21 protein-coding genes are annotated in these 22,291 nt (G+C 71.9%); 8 read left to right on the top strand and 13 right to left on the bottom strand.

Translation table 11 applies throughout. From position 1 onward, the window contains the following. Positions 1-84 precede the first annotated feature (84 nt). Positions 85-2,085 (top strand): ATP-dependent helicase, encoded by a 2,001-nt coding sequence (locus ACYQ1L_RS08690; protein ID WP_460003794.1) that lies wholly within the window; start codon positions 85-87, stop codon positions 2,083-2,085. A 17-nt stretch (positions 2,086-2,102) separates the two neighbouring features. Here the strand turns inward: ACYQ1L_RS08690 and ACYQ1L_RS08685 are convergent, their stop codons facing one another. Genes ACYQ1L_RS08685 through ACYQ1L_RS08645 form a run of 9 tightly spaced genes read right to left on the bottom strand, consistent with a single transcriptional unit; the run spans position 2,103 to position 12,116 of the window. Further along, entirely contained in the window at positions 2,103-3,293 is a 1,191-nt protein-coding gene (locus ACYQ1L_RS08685; RefSeq protein ID WP_460003793.1) for an acetate/propionate family kinase, read from the bottom strand. Next, positions 3,290-5,425 carry a phosphate acetyltransferase gene (gene pta / locus ACYQ1L_RS08680; protein ID WP_460003792.1) on the bottom strand — a complete coding sequence of 712 codons (2,136 nt, stop codon included), beginning with the start codon at positions 5,423-5,425 and terminating at the stop codon, positions 3,290-3,292. The genes ACYQ1L_RS08685 and pta overlap by 4 nt, the downstream gene beginning before the upstream one ends. A 28-nt stretch (positions 5,426-5,453) precedes the next feature. Next, on the bottom strand, positions 5,454-7,148 hold the full coding sequence (locus tag ACYQ1L_RS08675) for an alkaline phosphatase family protein (RefSeq protein WP_460003791.1): 1,695 nt from the start codon (positions 7,146-7,148) through the stop codon (positions 5,454-5,456). Further along, complete coding sequence (locus ACYQ1L_RS08670; RefSeq protein ID WP_460003790.1) at positions 7,145-7,894, bottom strand: RibD family protein; 750 nt, start codon at positions 7,892-7,894, stop codon at positions 7,145-7,147. The genes ACYQ1L_RS08675 and ACYQ1L_RS08670 overlap by 4 nt, the downstream gene beginning before the upstream one ends. Continuing rightward, positions 7,891-8,877: a lysylphosphatidylglycerol synthase domain-containing protein gene (locus ACYQ1L_RS08665; RefSeq protein WP_460003789.1), complete on the bottom strand. Its 987-nt coding sequence runs from the start codon at positions 8,875-8,877 to the stop codon at positions 7,891-7,893. Before ACYQ1L_RS08665 ends, ACYQ1L_RS08670 begins: the two co-directional genes overlap by 4 nt. Beyond that, on the bottom strand, positions 8,865-9,680 hold the full coding sequence (locus ACYQ1L_RS08660) for an SAM-dependent methyltransferase (RefSeq protein ID WP_460003788.1): 816 nt from the start codon (positions 9,678-9,680) through the stop codon (positions 8,865-8,867). The genes ACYQ1L_RS08665 and ACYQ1L_RS08660 overlap by 13 nt, the downstream gene beginning before the upstream one ends. Further along, entirely contained in the window at positions 9,677-10,705 is a 1,029-nt protein-coding gene (locus ACYQ1L_RS08655) for a glycosyltransferase family 4 protein (protein WP_460003787.1), read from the bottom strand. The genes ACYQ1L_RS08660 and ACYQ1L_RS08655 overlap by 4 nt, the downstream gene beginning before the upstream one ends. Next, the gene (locus ACYQ1L_RS08650; protein WP_460003786.1) at positions 10,702-11,097 is read right to left on the bottom strand and encodes a 6-pyruvoyl trahydropterin synthase family protein; all 396 of its coding nucleotides are present in this window, start codon (positions 11,095-11,097) and stop codon (positions 10,702-10,704) included. The genes ACYQ1L_RS08655 and ACYQ1L_RS08650 overlap by 4 nt, the downstream gene beginning before the upstream one ends. Beyond that, positions 11,094-12,116: a zinc-dependent alcohol dehydrogenase gene (locus ACYQ1L_RS08645; RefSeq protein ID WP_460003785.1), complete on the bottom strand. Its 1,023-nt coding sequence runs from the start codon at positions 12,114-12,116 to the stop codon at positions 11,094-11,096. Before ACYQ1L_RS08645 ends, ACYQ1L_RS08650 begins: the two co-directional genes overlap by 4 nt. Positions 12,117-12,145: 29 nt before the next feature. Here ACYQ1L_RS08645 and ACYQ1L_RS08640 point away from each other — a divergent pair, with 29 nt between their 5' ends. After that, positions 12,146-12,898 (top strand): CDP-alcohol phosphatidyltransferase family protein, encoded by a 753-nt coding sequence (locus ACYQ1L_RS08640; RefSeq protein ID WP_460003784.1) that lies wholly within the window; start codon positions 12,146-12,148, stop codon positions 12,896-12,898. Beyond that, positions 12,895-13,293, top strand: coding sequence for a hypothetical protein (locus tag ACYQ1L_RS08635; protein WP_460003783.1), 399 nt, complete (start codon positions 12,895-12,897; stop codon positions 13,291-13,293). The genes ACYQ1L_RS08640 and ACYQ1L_RS08635 overlap by 4 nt, the downstream gene beginning before the upstream one ends. An 18-nt stretch (positions 13,294-13,311) precedes the next feature. Here ACYQ1L_RS08635 and ACYQ1L_RS08630 read toward each other — a convergent pair whose 3' ends face one another. From ACYQ1L_RS08630 to zapE, 3 genes are all read right to left on the bottom strand, one after another. Beyond that, on the bottom strand, positions 13,312-13,890 hold the full coding sequence (locus ACYQ1L_RS08630; protein ID WP_460003782.1) for a type II toxin-antitoxin system PemK/MazF family toxin: 579 nt from the start codon (positions 13,888-13,890) through the stop codon (positions 13,312-13,314). A 39-nt stretch (positions 13,891-13,929) separates the two neighbouring features. Next, positions 13,930-15,165, bottom strand: coding sequence for an ammonium transporter (locus tag ACYQ1L_RS08625; protein ID WP_460003781.1), 1,236 nt, complete (start codon positions 15,163-15,165; stop codon positions 13,930-13,932). A 133-nt stretch (positions 15,166-15,298) separates the two neighbouring features. Next, positions 15,299-16,351, bottom strand: coding sequence for a cell division protein ZapE (gene zapE, locus ACYQ1L_RS08620; protein ID WP_460003780.1), 1,053 nt, complete (start codon positions 16,349-16,351; stop codon positions 15,299-15,301). A 174-nt stretch (positions 16,352-16,525) separates the two neighbouring features. On the opposite strand from zapE, the gene ACYQ1L_RS08615 reads away from it, so the two are divergent. After that, on the top strand, positions 16,526-17,419 hold the full coding sequence (locus tag ACYQ1L_RS08615; RefSeq protein ID WP_460003779.1) for a sulfurtransferase: 894 nt from the start codon (positions 16,526-16,528) through the stop codon (positions 17,417-17,419). Between the two features lie 19 nt (positions 17,420-17,438). Next, positions 17,439-17,885, top strand: a complete 447-nt coding sequence (locus ACYQ1L_RS08610) for a SufE family protein (protein ID WP_460003778.1) — start codon at positions 17,439-17,441, stop codon at positions 17,883-17,885. A 62-nt stretch (positions 17,886-17,947) separates the two neighbouring features. Here ACYQ1L_RS08610 and ACYQ1L_RS08605 read toward each other — a convergent pair whose 3' ends face one another. Beyond that, positions 17,948-19,108 carry an alpha/beta hydrolase family protein gene (locus ACYQ1L_RS08605; protein ID WP_460003777.1) on the bottom strand — a complete coding sequence of 387 codons (1,161 nt, stop codon included), beginning with the start codon at positions 19,106-19,108 and terminating at the stop codon, positions 17,948-17,950. 25 nt (positions 19,109-19,133) lie between these two features. On the opposite strand from ACYQ1L_RS08605, the gene ACYQ1L_RS08600 reads away from it, so the two are divergent. From ACYQ1L_RS08600 to ACYQ1L_RS08590, 3 genes are all read left to right on the top strand, one after another. After that, positions 19,134-19,715, top strand: coding sequence for a DUF3000 domain-containing protein (locus ACYQ1L_RS08600; protein WP_159575786.1), 582 nt, complete (start codon positions 19,134-19,136; stop codon positions 19,713-19,715). Beyond that, a complete protein-coding gene (locus ACYQ1L_RS08595; RefSeq protein WP_460003776.1) occupies positions 19,708-20,904 on the top strand; it encodes an HRDC domain-containing protein in 1,197 nt (398 codons plus the stop codon). Before ACYQ1L_RS08600 ends, ACYQ1L_RS08595 begins: the two co-directional genes overlap by 8 nt. Positions 20,905-21,081: 177 nt before the next feature. After that, entirely contained in the window at positions 21,082-22,287 is a 1,206-nt protein-coding gene (locus ACYQ1L_RS08590) for a thiolase family protein (protein ID WP_460003775.1), read from the top strand. Positions 22,288-22,291: the final 4 nt, after the last annotated feature.

The following is a 22,291-nucleotide window of genomic DNA, read 5'->3' as shown; positions in this document are numbered from 1 at the left end:
CCCCCTCCGACCACGCCGTCCGCCGGGCGTGGCGCGCACCCGCGAGGCGCCGCCGATGTCGTCGGCCGCCGGTACCGTCGCCGCATGAACACCGCAGAGCTTGCCGAGGAGCTGGACGAGGCGCAGCGCTGTGCCGTCGAGCACGGCGAAGGCCCCCTCGTCGTCGCCACCGGAGCAGGGACCGGTAAGACCCGGGTCCTCACCGCACGCGTGGCGCGCCTGATCGATGCCGGTGTCGCGCCGGAGCGGATCCTGCTGCTCACCTTCACCCGGCGCGCCGCTGCGGCCATGACCTCGCGTGCGGCGGCGATGGTCGGCGACACCGGGATCGCCCAGCGGATCGCAGGCGGGACCTTCCACGCCGTGGCGCATCGCGTGGTGGCCGAGTACGCGCAGCATCTGGGGCTGGCCGATGTCAGCGTGCTCGCGCCCGACGACATCATCGATCTGATCGACCTGCTCCGCAGCGAGCACGGTCTGGACGGCACCGATCGCCGGATGCCGACCAGCCGCGCGATCGCCGACATCGCCTCCCGTGCGATGAGCCTGGAGCGCCCGGGCCGCGAGGTCATCTCCGAGCAGTTCCCGTGGGCGCTCGGCCACGCGGACCAGATCATGGCGCTGCTGCGCGCCTATGCACAGCGCAAGCGGGCTCGCGGTCTGCTCGACCTCGACGATCTCCTGCTCGCCTGGCGCGCGCTCGTGCGCGATCCCGACGTCGGCGCCCGCCTCAGGGCGCGCTGGGACTGGGTGCTCGTCGACGAGTACCAGGACGTCAACCGCGTGCAGGCGGACATCGTTCAGGGGCTCTGCCCCGACGGTCGCGGCCTGACCGTGGTCGGCGACGACGCACAGGCGATCTACGGCTTCCGCGGCGCCGGCGCCGGACAGCTCCAGGAGGTGCTGGACCGTCTCCCCCACGCCGAGCTCGTCCCGCTGGAGCGCAACTTCCGCTCCACGCAGCAGATCCTGGACCTGGCGAACGCGGCTCGGCCACAGGATTTCCCGATCCGCCTCGTCGCCGACCGCTCGGCCCCCGCCGCGCGCCCCGAGCTGGTGAGCTGCGAGAACGCGGATGATGAGGCGCGTGCCGTCGCCGATCGGATCCTGGCCGCTCACGCCGACGGGCTGCCGCTGCGGGAGCAGGCGGTGCTGATGCGCACGGGATCCCACAGCGCGCTGCTCGAGGTCGAGCTCACGGTGCGGGACATCCCGTTCATGAAGTTCGGCGGCATCGGCTACCTGGAGACCGCGCACGTGCGTGATCTGCTGGCGGCGTTCCGAGTCGTGCTCAATCCGCACGACGAGATCGCGTGGTACCGCCTGCTGACGCGGCATCGCGGCCTCGGCAAGGTCGGCGCCCGCCGGCTGTCCGGCCTGCTCGCCGATCAGGGCATCGCGGGAGGGCCGGAGGCGATCGCCGCCGCGCCTGCGACGGCACGGGTGGGGCTCGCCACCACGCTGTCGCTTCTCGGCGTCGTGGACGGCGACTCCCCGGTGTCCGAGGTGACCCAGGCCTGTCACGACGCCGTCGCAGCGCTGCTCGAGCAGCACTACCCGGACTGGCAGCGCCGCGCGGCCGACGTGGCCGCGGTCACCGAGACCGCGGGCCGGCACAGCGATCTCCGCGCGTTCGTCGGCGAGCAGGCCATCGATCCCGTCACGGTCGCCGGCGACTGGGCGGCGCAGCCGCATCTCGACGAGGACTGGGTGACGCTGTCGACCATCCATTCGGCCAAGGGGCTGGAATGGTCGGCCGTCCACCTCCTGCGCGCCACCGACGGCGCCATGCCCTCCGACATGGCGCTCACCTCACGGGCCGGTCTCGAGGAGGAACGGCGCCTGTTCTACGTCGCGCTCACCCGGGCCCGCGACACCCTGAGCATCTACGCGCCGGCCACCCTTCCCACGCACCCGACCGCGTTCACGGCCCGTCACGTGCAGGCGAAACCGAGCAGGTTCCTGACGGACGCCGCACGGTCCTGCCTCACCGTCGTCGGCACCAGAACCCCATCTCCGGCGCCCACGGCGGCTCCCGCCGGTCCGCGCGTGCGCCTGGACGACCTCGACGCGCTGTTCGCGTGATCGGCGGCGGGCGGTGCTCAGTCCAGGATCTCCGCGGTCTGCCGCGCGATCTCCAGCTCCTCGTTGGTCGGCACGACCAGCACCGTGACGCGTGAGGAATCGCTCGAGATCACCCGGATCCCCCGATCGGGAGCCTCATTGCGCTGCGGATCGATCTCGACACCCGCGAACCCCAGCGTCGCCATCGCCTCCCGGCGCACCAGCGCGTTGTTCTCGCCCACGCCTGCGGTGAACGAGATCACGTCCACGCCGCCGAGCTGGGCGATGTACGCCCCGGCGTAGCCGCGCAGACGATGGATGTACACCGCGAACGCGAGCTCCGCGGCCTCATCCCCCGCCGCCGCACGGGCGAGCACGTCCCGCATGTCGGAGACGCCCGCCAGCCCCTTCAGGCCGCTGCGGGTGTTCAGCAGCTCATCCAGGTCCGGGATCGTGAGTCCGGCACGCCGAGCGAGGGCGAACAGCACCGCCGGGTCGATGTCGCCCGACCGGGTCCCCATGACCAGTCCCTCCAGCGGCGTCATCCCCATCGACGTCTCGACCGAACGCCCGTCACGCACGGCCGTGACCGAAGCGCCGTTGCCGAGGTGGAACACGAGCTGACGCAGATCCTCGCGCCCGCCGCCCACGAACGCCGCGGCCGTCTCGGAGACGTACTTGTGCGAGGTGCCGTGGAACCCGTACCGCCGGATCCGATGGGCGGCGGCGAGGTCGCGGTCGATCGCGTAGGTGTAGGCGGCCGGGGCGAGCGTCTGGTGGAACGCGGTGTCGAACACGGCCACGTGCGGCACATCCGGGAACGCGCGCTCGGCGGCCCGGATCCCCTGCAGCGCGCCGGGATTGTGCAGCGGGGCGAGGGCGGAAAGCTCCTCGATGTCGGTCTCCACCTGCGGCGTGACCACCGTCGGCGCGAAGAAGCGCGCACCGCCGTGGACCACGCGGTGCCCGATCGCGACCGGCCGCACGTCCCCGAGCGACGGGCCGTGGGCTCCGAACGCGTCCAGCATCACCTGGAAGCCTGCGGTGTGGTCCGGGATCGGCAGCGTCCGCTCGCTCTCCGCGCCCGACGCGTCGACGTGCACGGCCCTGCCCTGGTCCTGGCCGATGCGCTCGACGAGCCCCGACGCCAGCGAGGCCCCGGAATCCGTGTCGACCAGCTGGTACTTGAACGACGAGGATCCGCTGTTGATCACCAGCACGACGCTCATGGGCGGTCCTCCTGAGCCTGGATCGCGGTGATCGCGATGGTGTTGACGATGTCCTCGACGAGCGCGCCGCGGGACAGGTCGTTGATCGGCTTGTTCAGGCCCTGCAGCACGGGTCCCATCGCGACCGCTCCGGCGGAGCGCTGCACCGCCTTGTAGGTGTTGTTGCCGGTGTTCAGGTCGGGGAAGACGAACACAGTCGCGCGGCCCGCCACGGACGAGCCGGGCAGCTTCGCCCGGGCGACGGCCGTGTCCGCCGCGGCGTCGTACTGGATCGGTCCCTCGACGGGCAGCTCCGGCGCCCGCGTGCGCACCAGCTCCGTCGCCGTGCGCACCTTCTCGACCTCGGCCCCCGCACCCGAGTCGCCGGTCGAGTACGACAGCATCGCCACCCGCGGCTCGATCCCGAACGCCCGCGCTGTGGCCGCCGAGGAGATCGCGATGTCGGCGAGCTGCTCGCTCGTGGGGTCGGGGATCACCGCGCAGTCGCCGTAGACGAGCACGCGGTCGGCGAGGGCCATGAGGAAGACCGAGGACACCACGGAGACGCCGGGCCGGGTCTTGATGATCTCGAAAGCGGGGCGGATCGTGTGCGCGGTGGTGTGCGCGGCGCCGGACACCATGCCGTCCGCGAGACCGAGATGCACCATCATCGTCCCGAAGTAGGACACGTCGGTGACGGTGTCGGCCGCCTGGGCGAGCGTGACGCCCTTGTGCGCGCGCAGGCGGGCGTACTCGGCGGCGAACCGCGGCACGAGCTCGGGATCCGTGGGCGAGACGATGCGGGCGGCATCGAGGTCCACGCCGAGTTCGCGTGCCCGTGCGCGGACGGCCGTCTCGTCGCCGAGGATCACGAGATCGGCGATGCCGCCGCTCAGCACCGCGCCCGCGGCGCGCAGCACGCGATCGTCGTCGCCCTCGGGCAGCACGATCGTGCGCCGCTGGGTGCGCGCCCGGTCGAACAGCTCGTACTGGAACATCAGCGGCGTCACCACGTCGGACCGCGCGACGCCGAGCAGGGCGATGAGCGCGGGCACGTCGACGTGCTGCTCGAACAGCGCCAGTGCGCGCCCGACGCGGTGCGGGGCGTCGACCGAGAGGCGCCCCGGCGCGTTCATGATCCGCACGGTGGTCTCGTAGGTGCCGTGATCCGTGGCGATGATCGGGACGCGCGGCCCCAGGCCGTCGAGAAGCCGTTCGATCGGCTCCGGCAGCGCGAACGGGCCGTTCAGCACGATCGCCGCGATCGACGGGAAGGTGCCGGCCGCCTGCGCGAGAAGCGTCGCCAGCAGCACCTCCTCGCGATCGGCGGGGATCACCACCACCGCCGATTCGATGAGCCGCGGCAGCACGTTCACCATCGACATGCCGGCGATGACCACGTCCAGCACCTCGCGGTCGAGGAGTTCCTCGTCGCCGCGCAGCATGCGCCCGCCGAGCGCCTGCAGCACACCGCGCACGGACGGCGCGACGAGGGGCGGATCCTCAGGGACGACCCACACGGGCACGGCATCGGCAGCGCTTCCGTCGCGGTCGCCCAGAGCAGCCGCGACCGCCGCACGGATCTCGTCCCCGTGCTCCGGGTCTGCCCTGTTCACGATGATCGCCGAGAGCACCGCCCGCTCCTGGGCGAGCTCGGCGACCCCGAGCCGGGCGAGCTGCCCGAGCTGCGCCGCCGTGCGTGCCTCCGTCGCGCCGAGCCGCTCCCCGTGCCCGGCGGTGTCGCGACCGCCCAGCACGAGCAGGACGGTGGCGCCCAGGTTCGCGGCGATCCGCGCGTTGACCCCGAGCTCGGCGGGTCCGGCCACGTCGGTGTAATCGCTGCCGAGGATCACCACGGCGTCGCACCGGGCCTCCACCGCGCGGAACCGCTCCACGATCCGCCCGAGAGCCGCATCGGGATCCGCGTGGAGCTCGTCGTAGCCGACGCCGATGCACTCCTGTGCGGACAGTCCGATCCGCGTGCGCGAGAGCAGCATCTCGAGCACGTCGTCCGCGGTGTCGGTGGACCGCGTGACGGGTCGGAACACCCCGACCCTGGCAGTCGCCCGGCTCAGCGCATCGATCACTCCCAGCGCGATCAGCGACTTGCCGGAGTGGCCTTCGATGGACGTGATGAGAATGCTCTTCGCCACACGCTCAGCCTACGGGTGCTGCTGCGGTTCAGGGCTTCTCGCTGAACGCTGCGAACAGTCGATCCCGGAAGGCATCCATGCGCCAGATCGGCGAGCCGTCACCCGGAAGGAGCCCGGGAGACCATGCCCAGCTGTCGATCGCGGTGAACACCGCCGGATCGCGGGCGATCACGCTGATCGGCACGTCGTGCGACGCTCCGGCGCCGCTCACGATCGGCGCAGGCTGGTGGTCGCCGAGGGCGATGACCACGAGGTTCGGATCGTCGACGTTCCTCAGAAAGGAGAGCAGAGAGCCGAGGGAGTACTGCACGGACTGCCCGTAGAAGCGCTGAATCGTCTTCGCGCTCTGCCAGACGGCGCCTGCGGACATGCTCTGCGCCGGCTGCGGATCGTAGACCGAGCCGTCTCCGATCCGATCCCACGGGAGGAGCTGCGGCAGCGGCGCCCACGGCGTATGAGATGACACGAGATCGATCTCGGCCATCACCGGGGCATGGGGACCACGGAGCTCGGTCGTCGCGAAGCGCTTGAGCGTGAACTGATCCGGGATCCGGGCGTAGCCGAACCCGGGCCCCTGATAGCCGGCGTCCGTCGCGTCGATCAGCGAGTCGTAGTGGTAAAAGGACGAGCCCACGCTCCAGCTTCCCGTGTCCGACGGGATGTCGGAGACCGTCCGCCAACCCGCGGCGCGGAACGCCCCGGCCAGGGAGAGCCGATCGCTCGCAACCAGCTGGTCGTACGCCGACTGCGTGGGCGTCCACACCCCCGTCTGCAGCGTTCCGTGGGCGAGCCAGCTGAGCCCGCCGCAGGTGGGCGACGTGAGCCAGGCGCTGCGTGCGGAATAGCCCTCCGCCGCGAGCGAGGCGTCGCCGGCACGGAGCACGCCGGTGACGCCGTCCGCGATCCCGTCGCCCTCGACGGCGACGCGGCCGTAGCTCTCCACGAACACGATGATGACGTCCTTGCCCCGAAGCCCGGTGAGCAGCCGACCGGACGGCACGGCGGCGAACGGATCCTCCGCGATCGCGCGCGCGACGGCTGCCTCAGCGGCGACCACGCCCGCGGTACGGGACACCGCGCCGCCGATGGAGCCGACGGATGCGGCAGCCGCGAGCGAGCGTCCGCTCGGCCACGGCGCGACGACACCCGCGACCAGCCACATCACCGCGAGCGCCGAGACGGCGACCCGTCCCGCGGCATGCGTCCGCACCGCGTCTCCCACGCGCAGCGCTGACCAGGCCAGCACTGCCGCGCACGCGAGGATCGCGCACAGCACCAGGAGGAGCAGCAGCTCGGCGAGGAAGGCACCCGCCGAGTCGACGACCACTCCGTACGCGGAGGCGAGCTGGGCCCCGTCCACGAGGACGAACGGGGTGCCGACCGTGGCCCGGAACCCCCGGTCGACGCCGGCGAGGACGACCGCCGCGGCGACGAACGCGCCGAACATCCCCGCGAGGATTCGGCGCACGGTCCGCCACGGCACGATCACGATGAGGAGCACGATCACAAGCGATTCCGCGGGGATCCCGACGAGGCCGGTCGACGCCGCGGGGAGCCGCTCCGTCGCCAGCGGCCCCGGAGTGAGCGGCAGGACGACGAGCGCGGCGATCGCGGAGATCGTCGCAGCACTGCCGCCCCGCGCCCCCGAGCTCGAACCTCCGTGCGCCCCCGAGGGGCCGATGCGCTCCCGCGATCGGATCCGGCTCCCCCGTCCGGCGCTCATCGCCGTCCGGAGACGACGGCTGCGTCGTCCAGGATGGCAGCATCACCGTCGTCCTGGACGACGCAGCGATCAGACAGCGCGTAGCGCAGCAGCACCACGTCGCCGATCTGCTGAGCGCCCGCGAGCCGCGCGCGCCGCGAGGCGGTCCACGGGTACGCGCCCTCGCCCGCCGCGCGAGGCGCGCCCGCCTCGCCGACGAAGAACGGGGCGATCACGAGCTGCAGCTCGTCGACGAGGTCCGCCTGCAGGAACTGGGTGAGCACGCTCCCGCCGCCCTCCACCATGAGACGGCGGATCGACCGGCGCTCGCCGAGGTCGTCCAGCACCCCGGCCATCGTGACCCGCGCACCGAGTCCGATCACGGTGGCGCGCTCGCCGAGGCGCGAACGCAGCCGGGGCACCGCCTCGGAAGGCGTGTACACGAGCCGCGGCACCTCCCCTGCCGTGAAGAATGCGGCGTCCGGCGGCAGTTCACCGGAGGCCGTCACGGTGACCTTCGCCGGCGAGTCGGAGAATCCCGCGGATACCCGTCGCGCACGGCGTCCGGCGTCACGCACCAGCAGACGCGGATCGTCCCGCCGCACGGTCGAGGCGCCCACCAGGATCGCGTCGTTGCGGGACCGCACCTCATCGACCCGGTCGAAATCCGCCGCGTTCGACATCGCCAGACGGTGCGGCGCGAAGCCGTCGAGATATCCGTCGATCGACATCGCGCAGCTGAGTGTGACGTACGGGCGCTCGCTCATGCTGCTCTCCTCCGATCGACGAGGAGCAGGACGGCGCCCGGCACGACCCCGATGAGCGCCAGCGCGCCGAAGGTGGCGGAGATCGAGACACCGGTCGGTGCCCCGAGGCCGATGGCAGCGAAAGCGACGCCTGCGGCGGCCTCCCGCGGGCCCCAGCCGCCGATGCTGATCGGGATCGCGGATGCGGCGAGCACGACGAGCCCGACCGCGACGATCCCGCCGTCGAACGGCAGTCCGGCGACGAGCGATGCCACGACGAACAGCGCGACATGCGAGCCCACCACCACGATCGAGGCCAGGACGATCGTCATCAGCACCGCGGGGCGCGCCAGCACGGGCCGCATCAGGTCCCACTCCCGCCGCACGAGCCGTCGCGCACCCGGCAGCAGAGCCGCCGCCATCCCCGCCACGACAACCGCGACCACGCTCACCCCGGCGCACCAGGCGAGCGGCACGAGCGCGGATCCGAATCCGAGCGGCACGAGCGCGGATCCGAATCCGAGCGGCAGCAGGATCGCGAGCGTCAGCATGATCTGGACGCATTGCCCGAGGATCCGCTCCACGGCCACGGCGCGTGCGGCGCTGCCGAGACGCGCCTGATCGCGGCCGTGCGTCCACGCGCGGTGGACGTCGCCGAGCACGCCCGCCGGCAGGACGGCGTTGAGGAATTGCGACCGGTAGTACGCGGCGAACGCGGCGCGCCGCTTCAGCGCCAGTCCGTAGCCGTTCGCGACAGCCCGCCACCGCCACGCGGCAGCCGCGCTCGCCGTCGTGGCCAGCGCGAGGGCGGCCAGCGCGGACACCGGCGAGATCGCCGCGATTCCGCGCAGGAAAGGACCGAGCCCGACGAACAGCACCGTCGCGATCAGGATCCCGATTCCGGCGGCGCTGCGGAGGGCGAGCCGAAGGCTGCGGCTGCGTCGCTGGGGCGCCGCGAGACGTCGCTCCGCGACGCCGTCCGAGACGGGGCTCAGCGCGGCCATGCGAGCACGTCCTGGTGCGAGACGGTGACGCGCAGCGCTCCCCCGGCGAGCTGGGCGGTTCTGCGGGCGAGGTAGGACCGGGCTTGGTCGGCGAGCTCGGGGCGCTGCTCCACCGCTGCCGCGATCCAGCCGTCCAGCCAGGCGGCGATCAGGAGCGTGTCCTCGGGGCCGAGATGCCACGGCGTCGCGGCCGTGCGCACCTGCCACCGGGCATCGGCGAACAGACGGGCCAGGATCGTGGGCGCGTCCGGACCCAGCAGCCGGCGTCCTCCGACCTGCCGTCGCTGGTGCGCGTTGAACGCGTCGCCGAGGACGGCATCGAGGGCATCCGGCGGTTCGATCACCACCGTCCCGGTGACGGAGAGGCTGAACAGCGCGGGAGCACCGGCCGCGACGCACGCACGCACGATGCGGACCGCCTCCTCGAGCGTCACCACATCGAGCAGGGCGGACGCCGTCACGGCGGATGCGCCCGCGAACGCGCGCGTCTCCAGCGCTTCGAGCAGCTCGACGAGCGCGGTGAGGCGGATCGGCCGCCCGGTGTCGTCGCCGACCGCCTCGAGGTCGAGATGGTCGAGAATCCCCGGATCCCCGTCGCGGAGCACCCACCTCTGCGGTCCGGGCAGCCGCGGGGCGAGCCACCGGGCCATGCCGCCGGTGCCGGCGCCGAGGTCGTGCAGCACGATCGGGCCCGGCGGGAGCAGACGCGCGAGCCGGGCGGCCAGGGCCGTCGAGCGCGCCGCGTCGTCGGCGGCGGCGCGCAGCGCGAGCCACGACGGGGTCGCCGTCGAGAGGCCGCTCATGACGACCCCAGGACGCGGGCCACGATGTCCACGGTGTCGGCCCAGGCCGGCAGCGCCGCGCGGGCCGCGCGCGTCTCGGCACGCAGCCGCCGGCGCAGCGCCGGATCCGTCATCCATTCGTCGAGGGCCGCGGCGAGGGCGGCCGGATCGTCCGGCGGGACGAGGACGGCCCCGCCTCCCGCGACCGTGTCGGGGATGCCGCCCACGGCGGCGGCGACGACCGGCACGCCGTGGCCGAGGGCCTCCGCGATCGCCATGCCCGAACTCTCCGCCCGTGAGGGCGCCACGAGCACGGCGCTGCGTCGATATGCCGTGGCGAGCTCGGCCCCGTCGAGCACCCCGGTGAGCCGCACCCTGCCGCAGAACCGCCGCGCGTCGCGAGCCACCGAGGAGGCGAACGCGGCGAACGGCCGCGAGGATCCGACGATCCGGCATGTCCAGCGCCGTTCCGGCAGCCGGTCGAGCGCGGCGAGCAGCAGATCCTGGCCCTTGTGCGGCGCCACGACGCCCACGCAGAGGAGATCCAGGCGCGATGGCGCGCGGTCGGCTCCGGGGAAGGATCCGGCCGCCGGCGCATCGACGCCGGGCGGCGCGATCGTCACCCGCTCCGGCGTCGCCAGCCCGAGGCGCTGCAGCTCCTCGGCGGACCACCGGCTCGTCACGACGACATGGGCCGCCGCCGTCAGCGCCTGCCGCTCCGCTAGCACCGCCCGCGGCGCCGCGTCCGGGAATGCTGCCGCGACCATGTGCGCCAGCACCACCGTCCGTGTCCGGGCCGCCGCCTCGGCGCACGCCTGCGGTGCCCGCAGGGCGACGAGCCCGTCGATGAGCAGCGTGGCGCCGCGGGGCAGATCGCGGAGCGCGGCCGCTGCATCCGACGCGTCTCCCGCCTCGACCGTCGCCACCCGCCACCCCAGAGCGGTCAGCCCGTCGCGCACGCGTCGGTCGTACACGTTCCCCCCGCTGACGCGGGAGGGGTCGTCGATCCCCGCCGGCACGAGGAACACGAGCGAGGGCCCGGTCATATCGTCACCTCGTAGGAGGCCCAGGCGATGTGCGACTCGTGCAGCGTCACGACGATGCCGGTCAGCCGTGCGTCATCGGGTGCGCTCTCGCGCACTCGGACGGCGAGCCGGTCGCCGATGATCTGGCACAGCCTCTCGGTCGTGGTGTTGATCCCCGCGAGGTCGGTCTCGTCGTCGAGGTTGCGGTACGACAGCGCGCCGACGATCTCCCGCAGCACGTCCGACGCCCATCCGATGTCCACGACGATGCCGTTCGGATCCAGCTCCGCCGCACGGAACGAGGCGTCGACGACATACGTCGCGCCGTGCAGCCGCTGCGCGGGCCCGAACACCTCGCCGCGCAGGCTGTGCGCGATCATCAGGTGGTCGCGCACCGTCACGGTGAAGGTCATGGTGCGCTCCAATCGATCGTCTGGCAGAGTTCGGCCGCAGTGCCGTCGGCAAGACCCGCCGTCACCTCGGGCAGCCGACGCCAGGACACGCTGGCACCGAGCAGGGGTGCGAACGCGGGGTCTTCGAGCAGGTGCAGCGCGAGCACCAGCCGATCCCCCGTGCTGCGCCGCTCGCGGCGGCTCGCGGCGACCGCGCCGACCTGGCTCGACCGGATCCTCAGACGTCGCGAATGGAAGTCGGCGCCAAGCTCGAGCGGCACCGGTGCGGCGCCGTACCAGCTCGCCACGACGACCTCCCCGTCTGTGGGCGCGGCCCGAAGGGCGTGTTCCAGTCCGGCTGCGGATCCGCTCGCCTCGATCACCACGTCGGGCGCGCCGATGGGAAAGCCGTCATCCGCGAACCGCGCGCCCAGAGCCTCGACGACGTTCCGCTTGTCCGGATCGACATCGGCCACGGTGACCTCGACCCCGGGAATGCGCTGCGCCAGCGCGGCGACCGCGCAGCCGATCATCCCCGCTCCGACGACGAGCACCCTGTCGCCGATCGCGGGCGCCGCATCCCAGAGCACGTTGACCGCCGTCTCGACGGCGCCGGCGAGCACCGCGCGCCGTGACGGCACGCCGTGCGGCAACGGCACGAGCGCATCGACGGGCGCGATGAACCGCGACTGGTGCGGGTAGAGCGCGAACACGGCGCGACCGCAGAGCTCCTCCGGCCCCTCCTCGACCACTCCGACGTTGAGGTAGCCGTACTTCACCGGGAACGGGAAGTCGCCAGCCTGGAAGGGGGCTCGCATCCGCTCGTGCTCGGAGCGGGGAACCGCGCCGCGCGCGACGAGGGCCTCCGTGCCGCGGCTGATCCCCGTCCACAGGGTGCGCACGGAAGCCTCACCAGGGCCGGGAGCGCCGATCGGCTCGATGCGGAATTCGCCGCGGCCAGGGCCCGTGGTCCACCACGCGGTCGCCGCATCCGTGCGATCCGCGTGAACCTCGACCGCCCGTCGCGTCGTGTCACCCATGACTGCCATGAACGTAACACGGAGGCCGGATGCGAAAGGTTCAGCTCAGCCCCTGGCTGTGGGCAGCCGCGGGAGCTGTCGTGACGGTCGCGATCGGCCTCTCGGCGCCGCTGTCCCTCGCGGGGTGGATCGCAGCGCTGTGCTACCTGGCCGTGTCCTCGGCGCTGGTCTCCCGCGGGCTCCGCCGGCGTGGCAGCACGCGGTTCGGCGCAGCCAACGCCGTCACGGCGGCGCGGTCGGCGCTCGTCGGCATCGCGACCGGGATCGTGGTGACAGCGCTCAGCGGGCGCGATTCTTCCGCTCTGCTCCTGAGCGTGGTGGTGATCGCGCTCGCGCTCGATGGCGTCGACGGCTACGTGGCGCGCCGCACCGGCACAGTGAGCGAACTCGGCGCCCGTTTCGACATGGAGGTCGACGCGTTCCTGCTGCTCGTCCTGAGCGTCTATGACGCACGCATCGTGGGCGGATGGGTGCTCGCGATCGGCCTGATGCGCTACGTGTTCGTCGCCGCCGCGTGGGCGCTGCCGTTCCTCGGACGCGCCCTGCCGTTCCGGTATTGGCGGAAGGTCGTCGCCGCGGTCTGCGGGATCGTGCTCGCCGTCGTCGCCGCGCAGCTGCTGCCTCCGGCTATCGGCGTCCTCGCCGCGGCGGGAGCGCTCGTGCTGCTGATCGAGTCGTTCGGGCGCGACGTGGTGTGGCTCGTCCGGATGAACCGCGCCGGGGGCGCATCTCGTGTCATCTCAGAAGGCCACGGCTCGACACGGAAGCAGGCAGCACCATGACATCCACCGCCACCGCCCTGCGGATCATGCGCATCCTCAGCGCACTCGTCCTGATCGCCACCGGCGCGATCCACCTGTTCCTCGTCTTCGACGGGGTCGGCGGCGTCCTGGGCGTGCTGTTCGTCCTCAACGCCGTCGCGGCACTGGTGCTCGCGGTCGCGATGATCCTGCTCCGCGGCCGGCTCCTGCAGGCCGCGACCGTGCTGTCGCTGCTGTTCCTCGTCGCGACGCTCGGCGCGCTGCTGCTCGCGCTCACCGTGGGGCTCTTCGGGATCACCGAGGTGTGGACGTTCACGCTCGTCCCGCAGACGGTCGTGGTCGAGTCGGTCGGGATCCTGCTGCTCGCCGCGACGACCGTGATGGTGCTGCGCAACGGGGCGCCGGCACGCCGCTGAGGGCTCGTCGGACAGCGGTCAGCGCACCGCGGTCCAGCCGAACCGCCGCTGCAGCACGCCGGCGACGCTCTCGAACCGGCGGCGGTCCAACGCCGCCGCCTCCCGCCGCACGCCCGCGACATGCACGCTGTAGAGCTGGTCGATGTCAACCCAGCTCTCGCGCCCCTGACCGTCCCACGGACCGGATCCGAGGGACAGGAAGTCCCGGTCGCCGTCGTGCGACTTGCTGGTGAGCTTCACCGCGTACACCCGGTCCGCGGACTGCGTCGCGATCACCAGGACCGGACGGTCCTTGCCCCGCCCGTCGCGCTCGGCGTACGGCACCCAGGTCCACACGATCTCCCCGCCGTCCGGCGCGCCGTCGCGGTGCGGCGCGTAACGGACGCGCAGTCCGCGCACCGACCGCGGGTCGAGCTCGACGGTCTCCGTGGCGCCGCCGTGGCCCGGCTCGAGGATCGCAGTGGCGGCACCGCCCGCCCTGTTGCGCGCGGACCGAGGTGCGGCGCCGTCCCGGCGCGAGCCGCTCCTGAGGGAGCGGACGAACGCCGCCGCGGCATTCGCGAGCGCGGACAGAATGCCGTTGCCAGTGGTGGTCACAGCGACACCCTATCCGCGCCGACCCCGCGTTCCGCCGGCTCAGGAGGTGAGCGCGTAGCCCTCCTCGCCGTGCACCACGAGGTCGACACCGGCGATCTCGTCCTCGCTGGTCACGCGGAACCCGATGGTCTTGTCGATGGCGAGGCCGATGATCAGGGCGACGACGAAGGAGTAGATCAGCACGCCGCCCGAGGCCAGCACCTGCACCACGAGCAGGCGGAGGTCGCCACCCGTGAACAGGCCCTGCCCGGTGGCGAAGAAGCCCAGGTAGATGGTCCCGATGAAACCGCCGACCAGGTGCAGGCCCACGACGTCGAGCGAGTCGTCGAAGCCGAGGTGGAACTTGAGCTCGACCGCCAGGGCGCACACGGCGCCGGTCACCGCGCCGAGCAGCAGGGCCCAGCCGGGAGTGAGGTTGGCGCAGGCGGGCGTGATCGCCACGAGACCCGCGACTGCGCCGCTCGCGGCCCCGATCGAGGTCGCCTTGCCGCCCCGGATCCGCTCGACGAGGATCCAGCCCAGGATGCCCGCCGCAGCCGCGCCGAAGGTGTTGACCGTGATGAGCCCGACGCCGTCCATGCCCTTGGTCGTCCACTGCGCACCCGCGTTGAAGCCCACCCAGCCGAACCACAGCAGGGCGGCGCCGAGGAGCGTGAGGGGGACGTTGTGCGGCTTCTGGATGCCCTTCTGGAAGCCGATGCGCTTGCCCAGCACGAGGGCGAGGGCGAAGGCCGCCGCACCCGCGTTGATGTGCACGGCCGTGCCGCCCGCGTAGTCGATGAACTCGATGCCGCTCTTCTCGCCGAACAGCATCGTGCCGAGGTGCATGATCCAGCCGCCGCCCCACACCCAGGCCGCGATCGGGAAGTAGCCGACCGTGGCGAACACGCCCACGAAGATGAGCCAGGGGCCGAACTTGGCACGGTCCGCGATCGCGCCGGAGATGAGCGCCACGGTGATGATGGCGAAGGTCGCGCCGTAGCCCACGGTGAGCAGCGCGATGTTGGAGCCCTTGCCGCTCGCGATCGATGCGAGCCCGAAGTCGGCGAACGGGTCGCCGGCGAACTGGGTGGGGGCCTTGACGCTCGCCATCGACGATCCGTACAGGATCCACAGCACGGCGACGAGTCCGATCGCGCCGAAGCTCATCATCATCATGCTGATGACGCTCTTGGCCTTGACCAGGCCGCCGTAGAAGAACGCCACTCCCGGCGTCATGAGCAGCACGAGTGCCGTCGCCGTGACTCCCCAGGAGATGTTCCCTGTCGATTCCATGCCGTACGCCTCCACCTGATCGCGTTGTGCGTTTCAGTGTGGCGCCGCTGTGTTTCGCGGGGAGGCGGGAAATGTTGCGGGCGTGTTACAGCACGCGCCGCTGTGTGAACAACGTGTTTCGTGAACGCGCCGCTCAGACGCCCGCGGGTCGCTCGGCGTGCGAGAGGGCGTTCAGGCGGGAGATCGCCCGCAGATACTTCTTCCGATAGCCGCCGCCCAGCATCTCCTTGCTGAACACCTCGTCCAGGGGGCGCCCGGTCGCCAGGATCGGGATCTGGGCGTCATAGGCCCGATCGACGAACGCGACGAACCGCAGCGCCTCGGACTGATCGGTGAGCTGACGCACCTCGCGGATGCCGAGAGCACCGAGCCCCGCGATGAGCCGGATGTACCGGGACGGGTGCACCTGCGCGAGGTGCTTCACGATGTCGTCGAAGGCATCGTCGGACACGCGGTGCGCGGTGCTCAGCGCTGCGAGCTCCTGCGCGTACTCATCGGGGCTGAGCGAGACGGCGTGACCGTCCAGCGCGCGCTGACGGAAGTCGACACCGTCGATCCGGATCGTCTCGAAGCTGTCGGACATCGCGTGGATCTCGCGCAGGAAGTCCTGCGCGGCGAAGCGGCCCTCGCCCAGCGCGTTCGGCGGCGTGTTCGACGTCGCGGCCAGCCGGGTGCCGGACCCCACCAGCTCCCCGAGCAGTCGTGTCATGACCATCGTGTCGCCGGGATCGTCGAGTTCGAATTCGTCGATGCAGAGCAGATCGGATCCGCGCAGCAGGTCGACGGTGTTGCGGTATCCGAGCGCACCGACGAGCGCGGTGTACTCGATGAAGGATCCGAAGTACTTCCGGCGAGCCGGCATCGCGTGATAGATCGACGCGAGCAGATGCGTCTTGCCGACGCCGAATCCGCCGTCGAGGTACACGCCCGGCTTCGACTCCGCGATCTTCGGCGCACGACGGAACAGGCCCCCGCGCTTGACGGGCTGCGCACCCGTGGCGAAGGCGACGAGACGCTGCTTGGCCTCCTCCTGGGAGGGGTAGGCGGGATCGGAGCGATAGCTCTCGAAGGTCGCGCCGTCGAACTGCGGCGGCGGGACGAGGCCCCCGAGCATCTCGGTGCCGGTCATCTGCGGCTGGCGGTCGATGAGGTGGACGACGCCGGCGGGGGCGGCCTGATCGGTCATGCGGATCCTGTGTCGAAGTCTTACCCCTCGGGTGCACGGAGGCCTGGAGGGTTCTAGGGTCGAGGGGGACGGATCAACACTACGCCGTCGCCACCTCACCCCCGGCGCACATCCGGCGCCGCCACCCGTGACGCTTCTTCCATCCAGCGCCGTCTTCTCACCCAGGGAGCCACCGTGACCGTCGAGTTCGACACCTCATCCGCATCGTTCGCCGACTACGCCGAGCCCGGGCGCCTGGTCACCACCGAATGGCTCGCACAGCACCTCGGCGATGAGGGGCTCGTCGTCGTCGAGTCCGACGAGGACGTGCTCCTCTACGAGACCGGGCACATCCCCGGCGCGGTCAAGGTCGACTGGCACACCGAGCTCAACGACCCCGTCGTGCGCGACTACGTGGACGGCGCCGGGTTCGCCGAGCTGATGAGCCGCAAGGGCATCGCGCGGGACGACACGGTCGTCATCTACGGAGACAAGAACAACTGGTGGGCCGCCTACGCCCTGTGGGTCTTCTCCCTCTTCGGCCACGAGGACGTGCGCCTGCTCGACGGCGGCCGGGACCGGTGGATCTCCGAGGGCCGCGAGATCACCACCGACCTCCCCGACCGCGCGCCGACCGAGTACCCGCTGGTGGAGCGCGACGACACGGTGCTGCGCGCCTACAAGGACGACGTGCTCTCGCACCTCGGCAACCCGCTCATCGACGTGCGCTCCCCGGAGGAGTACAACGGCTCGCGCACCTCGGCCCCGGCCTACCCCGAGGAGGGCGCGCTGCGCGCCGGCCACATCCCCACCGCGCAGAACGTGCCGTGGGCGAAGGCCGTCGCCGAGGACGGCGGCTTCAAGCCGCGCGCGGAGCTCGAGGCGATCTACCTGGACGGCGCCGGCCTCCGGCCCGGCGACGACGTCGTGGCGTACTGCCGGATCGGCGAGCGTTCCGCGCACACCTGGTTCGTCCTGAAGCACCTGCTCGGGTTCGAGAACGTGCGCAACTACGACGGGTCCTGGACCGAGTGGGGCAGCGCGGTGCGCGTGCCGATCGTCACCGGCGAGGAGCCCGGCTCGATCTGACCGTGGGAGAATGGCGGGGATGACCGACACCCCCGCCACCGCTCTCCCCGACTCCCTCGCCGAGATCCGGGACGAGTTCCTGGAGCTCCCGGAGCCCGACCGGCTGCAGCTGCTGCTGGAGTTCTCGAACGAGCTGCCGCCGGTGTCGGACGAAGTCGCCGCGCACCCGGAGATGACGGAGCGGGTCGCCGAGTGCCAGTCCCCGGTCTACATCTACCTCGAGGTGGCCGATGGAGCGGTGACGATGCACGCCACCGCTCCGGCCGAGGCGCCGACGACCCGCGGCTTCGCGAGCATCCTCGCCCAGGGCATCGCCGGGCTCACGCCGCAGGAGGTGCTGGCGATCCCCGACGACTTCCCGCAGTCGATCGGTCTCACCCGGGTGGTCTCGCCGCTGCGCATCTCCGGTATGACGGGCATGCTCATGCGCGCCAAGCGCCAGGTGCGCGAGCGCCTCGCCGCCTGAGCCACGGCGACGCAGCCGGTCGCTGAGCCTGTCGAAGCGTCCGACTCCGGGATCCGGCAGCCTCAGTCCGCGAAGCCGTGCTCGTCGAGCCAGGCGGTGATCGCGTCGGTCCACCGGTTCTGGTCGTAGTTCCACAGCTTCGTGTGGCGGGCGCCCGTGAACACCGGCATGGTCACCAGGTCGGGCCGCGCCGCCGCCAGCGCATGCGACGCGTCGGACGGGACGAATCCGTCGTCGTCGCTGTGCAGCAGCAGGATCGGGACGTCGAGTTCGGCTGAGCGGGCGACCATGTCGAGCGCATCGAAGGCGATCGCCTGATCCGCGCCGCTGAGACGTGCCGACCAGGGCTGTTCGAGCGCCCCCATCGCAAGCCGTGGGAACGGCCCGGGCAGCCTCATCTCCCGGGCCTGGAAGTGCAGCACCGTGCGCCAGTCCACCACGGGCGAGTCCAAGATCATCCCGACCACCGCGCCGCCGTGATCGGACGACACGAGCGTCTGCAGGGCGATCGCGCCGCCCATCGACCAGCCCATGAGCAGGATCCGCTCGGCGCCGTGCCGCAGCGCGTAGGCGATGGCGGCGTCGACGTCGCGCCATTCGGTTGCTCCGAGGCCGTACGATCCGGGGCGTGTGCGAGGCCCCTCGCCGTCGTTGCGGTACGACGTCACGAGCACGGGCAGCCCGGCGGCGTGCAGGACCGGCACCGCGCGCAGGCACTCCGAGCGCGTCGCTCCCCGGCCGTGCACCTGGATCACCCAGGTCGACGACTCCGCAGGGAAGAGCCAGGCCGGGCAGGGGCCGGCCGGCGTGCCGATGAGCACGGACTCGTACGGCAGGTGCAGCTCGCCCGGCGCGAGGTAGTAGTAGCCGCTGAAGGCCGCCCACCGGCCGATCTCGGCGCCGGGCTCGATCTGGGTCAGCAGCTTTCGGCGCACCGAGTGGCTGTCCGCATGCAGCACCGCGCCGAGCTTGACGTAGCCGGGCGTGCCGTCCACGTACAGGCCGTAGCTGCCGGGCAGCTCGGTGTCGGGTGTCCGTGCGAGTTCGATCGTCTGGGCGGCGGTGTCGACCGCGAGCACCTGGGTGTCGTTCTTCCGCGGAGCCGGCGTGACCACCTCGCGCGCGATGCGCAGCACGAGGGCTCCCCCGATCGCGGCGCCGAGAGCCGCGGCCCCGGCCAGTGCGATCGCGCCGAACGTCGCGGCGTGCCTGAGACTCTTCATCGCCTCCTGACTCTAGTCTGTCCGCGTGAGCGCTCATCCAGGATCCGACGGGGCCTTCGCGCACGCCGCCGAGCAGCTTCGGGCGCTGCGATTCCGCACCGACATCGTGGTGCGCGAGATCCCTGCGCCCTCGGGCCTGGCCCCCGACGCGCTGGCGTTCGCCGCCGACGTGCGTCCCGACGCGAACGGCGACTCGATCTACGGCACCGGCAGGTTCGTGCTGCTGCACGATCCCGCTGAGCCGGATGCGTGGGGCGGCCCGTGGCGCATCGTCGCTTTCGCTCAGGCGCCGCTGGAACCGGAGATCGGCACAGACCCGCTGCTCGCGGATGTAGCGTGGTCATGGCTGATCGACGCGCTGGCCTCCCGAGGTGCGTCGCACCACTCCGCATCCGGCACCTCCACGAAGACCCTGTCGAAGGGCTTCGGCGGGCTGGCGGCGGAGGGTGACGGCGCGCAGATCGAACTCCGCGCGTCGTGGTCGCCGACCGGTGCGCTCGCGCCGCACGCCGAGGCGTGGGCCGAGCTCGTCGGAATGCTGGCGGGACTGCCGCCCGGCTCAGAGGACATCGCCGTGTTCGGCGCCAGGAGAACCATTCGTGACTGACTACGTCGTCATCGACAGCGATGAGGCCTTCGCCGCGGCGGCGCAGGCGCTCGCCGCCGGACAGGGCCCCGTCGCCGTCGACGTGGAGCGCGCCTCCGGCTTCCGCTATTCGCAGCGCGCCTATCTCGTGCAGGTGTTCCGCCGTGAGGCAGGCGCGTTCCTGTTCGATCCGATCGCGATCTCCTCGTTCGCGCCTCTGCAGGGCGCGATCGGCGCCGAGGAGTGGGTGTTCCACGCCGCCAGCCAGGACCTGCCCTCGCTGCACGAGCTGGGCCTCGAGCCCGCCCGCGTGTTCGACACGGAGCTGGCCGCGCGCCTGCTCGGGTACGAGCGGGTCGGCCTCGCCGCCGTCGTGGAACGCGCGCTCGGGATCGTGCTGGCCAAGGAGCACTCCGCGGCGGACTGGTCCACGAGGCCGCTGCCGAACGCCTGGCTCGAATACGCGGAGCTCGACGTGCTCCACCTCGTGGATGTGCGCGATTTCATCGCCGCCGAGCTCGAGGCGGCGGGCAAGACCGCGTTCGCGGCGCAGGAGTTCGAGGCCACGCGGCTGCGTCGGCCCAAGCCGCCGCGCGACGAGCCCTGGCGCCGCCTCAGCGGGCTGCATCAGGTGCGCGGTGCGAAGAACCTCGCTGTCGCCCGCGAGCTGTGGGAGGCGCGCGAGGAGTTCGCCCGCGAATCCGACGTCTCCCCCGGCCGGCTCGTGCCCGACCGCGCCCTCATCGCCGCCGTCCAGGCGAATCCGCAGAGCAAAGGCGCCCTCGCCGCGGTGTCGGCGTTCACCGGGCGCGCGAGCCGCAGCCAGCTCGACCGCTGGTGGGCCGCGATCGAGCGCGGCCGGGAGCGCACGGATCTGCCGCGCGAGCGCGTGCCCAGCGACGCGCCTCCGCCTCCGCGGGCGTGGGCGGACCGCAACCCCGAAGCGGATGCCCGGCTGAAGGCCGCACGCGCGGCCGTCGAGGCGCGCGCGGAGGAGCTCGGGATGCCGACGGAGAACCTCCTCACCCCGGACACGCTGCGTCGTGTCGCCTGGGAGCCGCCCGCGGAGATCGACGCAGCGGCGATCGGGCAGGCGCTGGCGGAACGCGAGGCTCGGCCGTGGCAGATTGAGGAAACCGCACAGCGGATCGCGGATGCTTTTGTCGAAGCTGCGCAAACGCCGGACGAGGCGCCCGGAACGTCTTCGTAGGTTCAGCCCAACCGATTCGCGCCCGGATCCCCCACCGCTCCTAGGCTGAGGGAACACCCCCTGGATGCGATGACCGAGTTGACACTCGGTCTCACCCATCCAGGAACCGCGTTCCTCAGGACGTGCGAAAATGTAAGTCCGGCTCGCACAGGCGGCCGGCGGAACTATGGAGGCAGAGTGGCCGAGATCTCGGACGTCTTCTTCGTCGATGGAGTGCGCACCCCGTTCGGGCGCGCCGGCGAGAACGGCATGTACTGGAACACGCGCGCGGACGACCTGGCGGTGAAGGCCACGATCGGCCTGATGGGGCGCAACGCGAACGTCCCGCTCGACCGGATCGATGACGTGGCGATCGCTGCCACGTCGCAGACCGGTGACCAGGGGCTCACCCTCGGCCGGTCGGTCGCGATCCTCGCCGGCCTCCCCCAGACGGTGCCGGGCCTCGCCGTCGAGCGCATGTGCGCCGGCGCGATGACCAGCGTCACCACGATGGGCGCCTCGATCGGGGTCGGCATGTACGACCTGGCCCTCGCCGGTGGCGTGGAGCACATGGGCCACCACCCGATCGGCGGCAACGCCGACCCGAACCCTCGTTTCGTGGCGGAGAAGATGGTCGACCCGGGCGCCCTGAACATGGGCGTGACCGCGGAGCGCATCTTCGACCGCTTCCCGCACCTCACCAAGGAGCGCTCGGACCGCTACGGCATGCTCAGCCAGCACAAGGTGCAGGCCGCCTACGACGCCGGCAAGATCCAGCCCGACCTGGTGCCCGTCGCGATCAAGGGCGCCGATGGCGCCTGGGGCCTGGCCACTGAGGACGAGGGCCGTCGCCCGCAGACCACGATGGAGGATCTGGCCGGCCTGAAGACCCCGTTTCGCCCGCACGGCCGCGTGACCGCCGGCACCTCCTCGCCGCTGACGGACGGCGCGACGATGTCGCTGCTCGCCGGCAAGAGCGCCGTGAAGGAGCTCGGCCTCACCCCGAAGATGCGCATGGTCTCGTTCGCCTTCGCCGGCGTGCAGCCGGAGATCATGGGCATCGGGCCGATCCCGTCCACGGAGAAGGCGCTCAAGAAGGCCGGACTCACGATCGATGACATCGGCCTGTTCGAGCTGAACGAAGCGTTCGCGATCCAGGTCATCTCCCTGCTCGACCACTTCGGCATCGCCGACGACGACCCCCGCGTGAACCCGTGGGGCGGCGCGATCGCGATCGGTCACCCGCTCGCCGCCTCCGGTGTGCGCCTGATGATCCAGCTCGCGGCGCAGTTCGCGGAGCGTCCTGACGTGCGCTACGGCCTCACCGCGATGTGCGTGGGCCTCGGCCAGGGCGGCTCGGTCATCTGGGAGAACCCGTTCTTCGACGGCAAGAAGCGCAAGTAAGGAT

This window comes from Microbacterium xylanilyticum, assembly GCF_054654695.1.
The sequence above is the reverse complement of the archived record's forward strand: the minus strand, read 5'-3'. Positions and strand labels throughout refer to the sequence as shown.

Bases quoted from the DNA above. Each gene is read 5' to 3' on its own strand.
- ACYQ1L_RS08690 (WP_460003794.1), top strand. From the start codon at position 85: ATGAACACCGCAGAGCTTGCCGAGGAGCTGGACGAGGCGCAGCGCTGT.
- ACYQ1L_RS08685 (WP_460003793.1), bottom strand. From the start codon at position 3,293: ATGAGCGTCGTGCTGGTGATCAACAGCGGATCCTCGTCGTTCAAGTAC.
- ACYQ1L_RS08675 (WP_460003791.1), bottom strand. From the start codon at position 7,148: ATGAGCGCCGGACGGGGGAGCCGGATCCGATCGCGGGAGCGCATCGGC.
- ACYQ1L_RS08670 (WP_460003790.1), bottom strand. From the start codon at position 7,894: ATGAGCGAGCGCCCGTACGTCACACTCAGCTGCGCGATGTCGATCGAC.
- ACYQ1L_RS08665 (WP_460003789.1), bottom strand. From the start codon at position 8,877: ATGGCCGCGCTGAGCCCCGTCTCGGACGGCGTCGCGGAGCGACGTCTC.
- ACYQ1L_RS08660 (WP_460003788.1), bottom strand. From the start codon at position 9,680: ATGAGCGGCCTCTCGACGGCGACCCCGTCGTGGCTCGCGCTGCGCGCC.
- ACYQ1L_RS08655 (WP_460003787.1), bottom strand. From the start codon at position 10,705: ATGACCGGGCCCTCGCTCGTGTTCCTCGTGCCGGCGGGGATCGACGAC.
- ACYQ1L_RS08650 (WP_460003786.1), bottom strand. From the start codon at position 11,097: ATGACCTTCACCGTGACGGTGCGCGACCACCTGATGATCGCGCACAGC.
- ACYQ1L_RS08645 (WP_460003785.1), bottom strand. From the start codon at position 12,116: ATGGGTGACACGACGCGACGGGCGGTCGAGGTTCACGCGGATCGCACG.
- ACYQ1L_RS08640 (WP_460003784.1), top strand. From the start codon at position 12,146: ATGCGAAAGGTTCAGCTCAGCCCCTGGCTGTGGGCAGCCGCGGGAGCT.
- ACYQ1L_RS08635 (WP_460003783.1), top strand. From the start codon at position 12,895: ATGACATCCACCGCCACCGCCCTGCGGATCATGCGCATCCTCAGCGCA.
- ACYQ1L_RS08625 (WP_460003781.1), bottom strand. From the start codon at position 15,165: ATGGAATCGACAGGGAACATCTCCTGGGGAGTCACGGCGACGGCACTC.
- zapE (WP_460003780.1), bottom strand. From the start codon at position 16,351: ATGACCGATCAGGCCGCCCCCGCCGGCGTCGTCCACCTCATCGACCGC.
- ACYQ1L_RS08610 (WP_460003778.1), top strand. From the start codon at position 17,439: ATGACCGACACCCCCGCCACCGCTCTCCCCGACTCCCTCGCCGAGATC.
- ACYQ1L_RS08605 (WP_460003777.1), bottom strand. From the start codon at position 19,108: ATGAAGAGTCTCAGGCACGCCGCGACGTTCGGCGCGATCGCACTGGCC.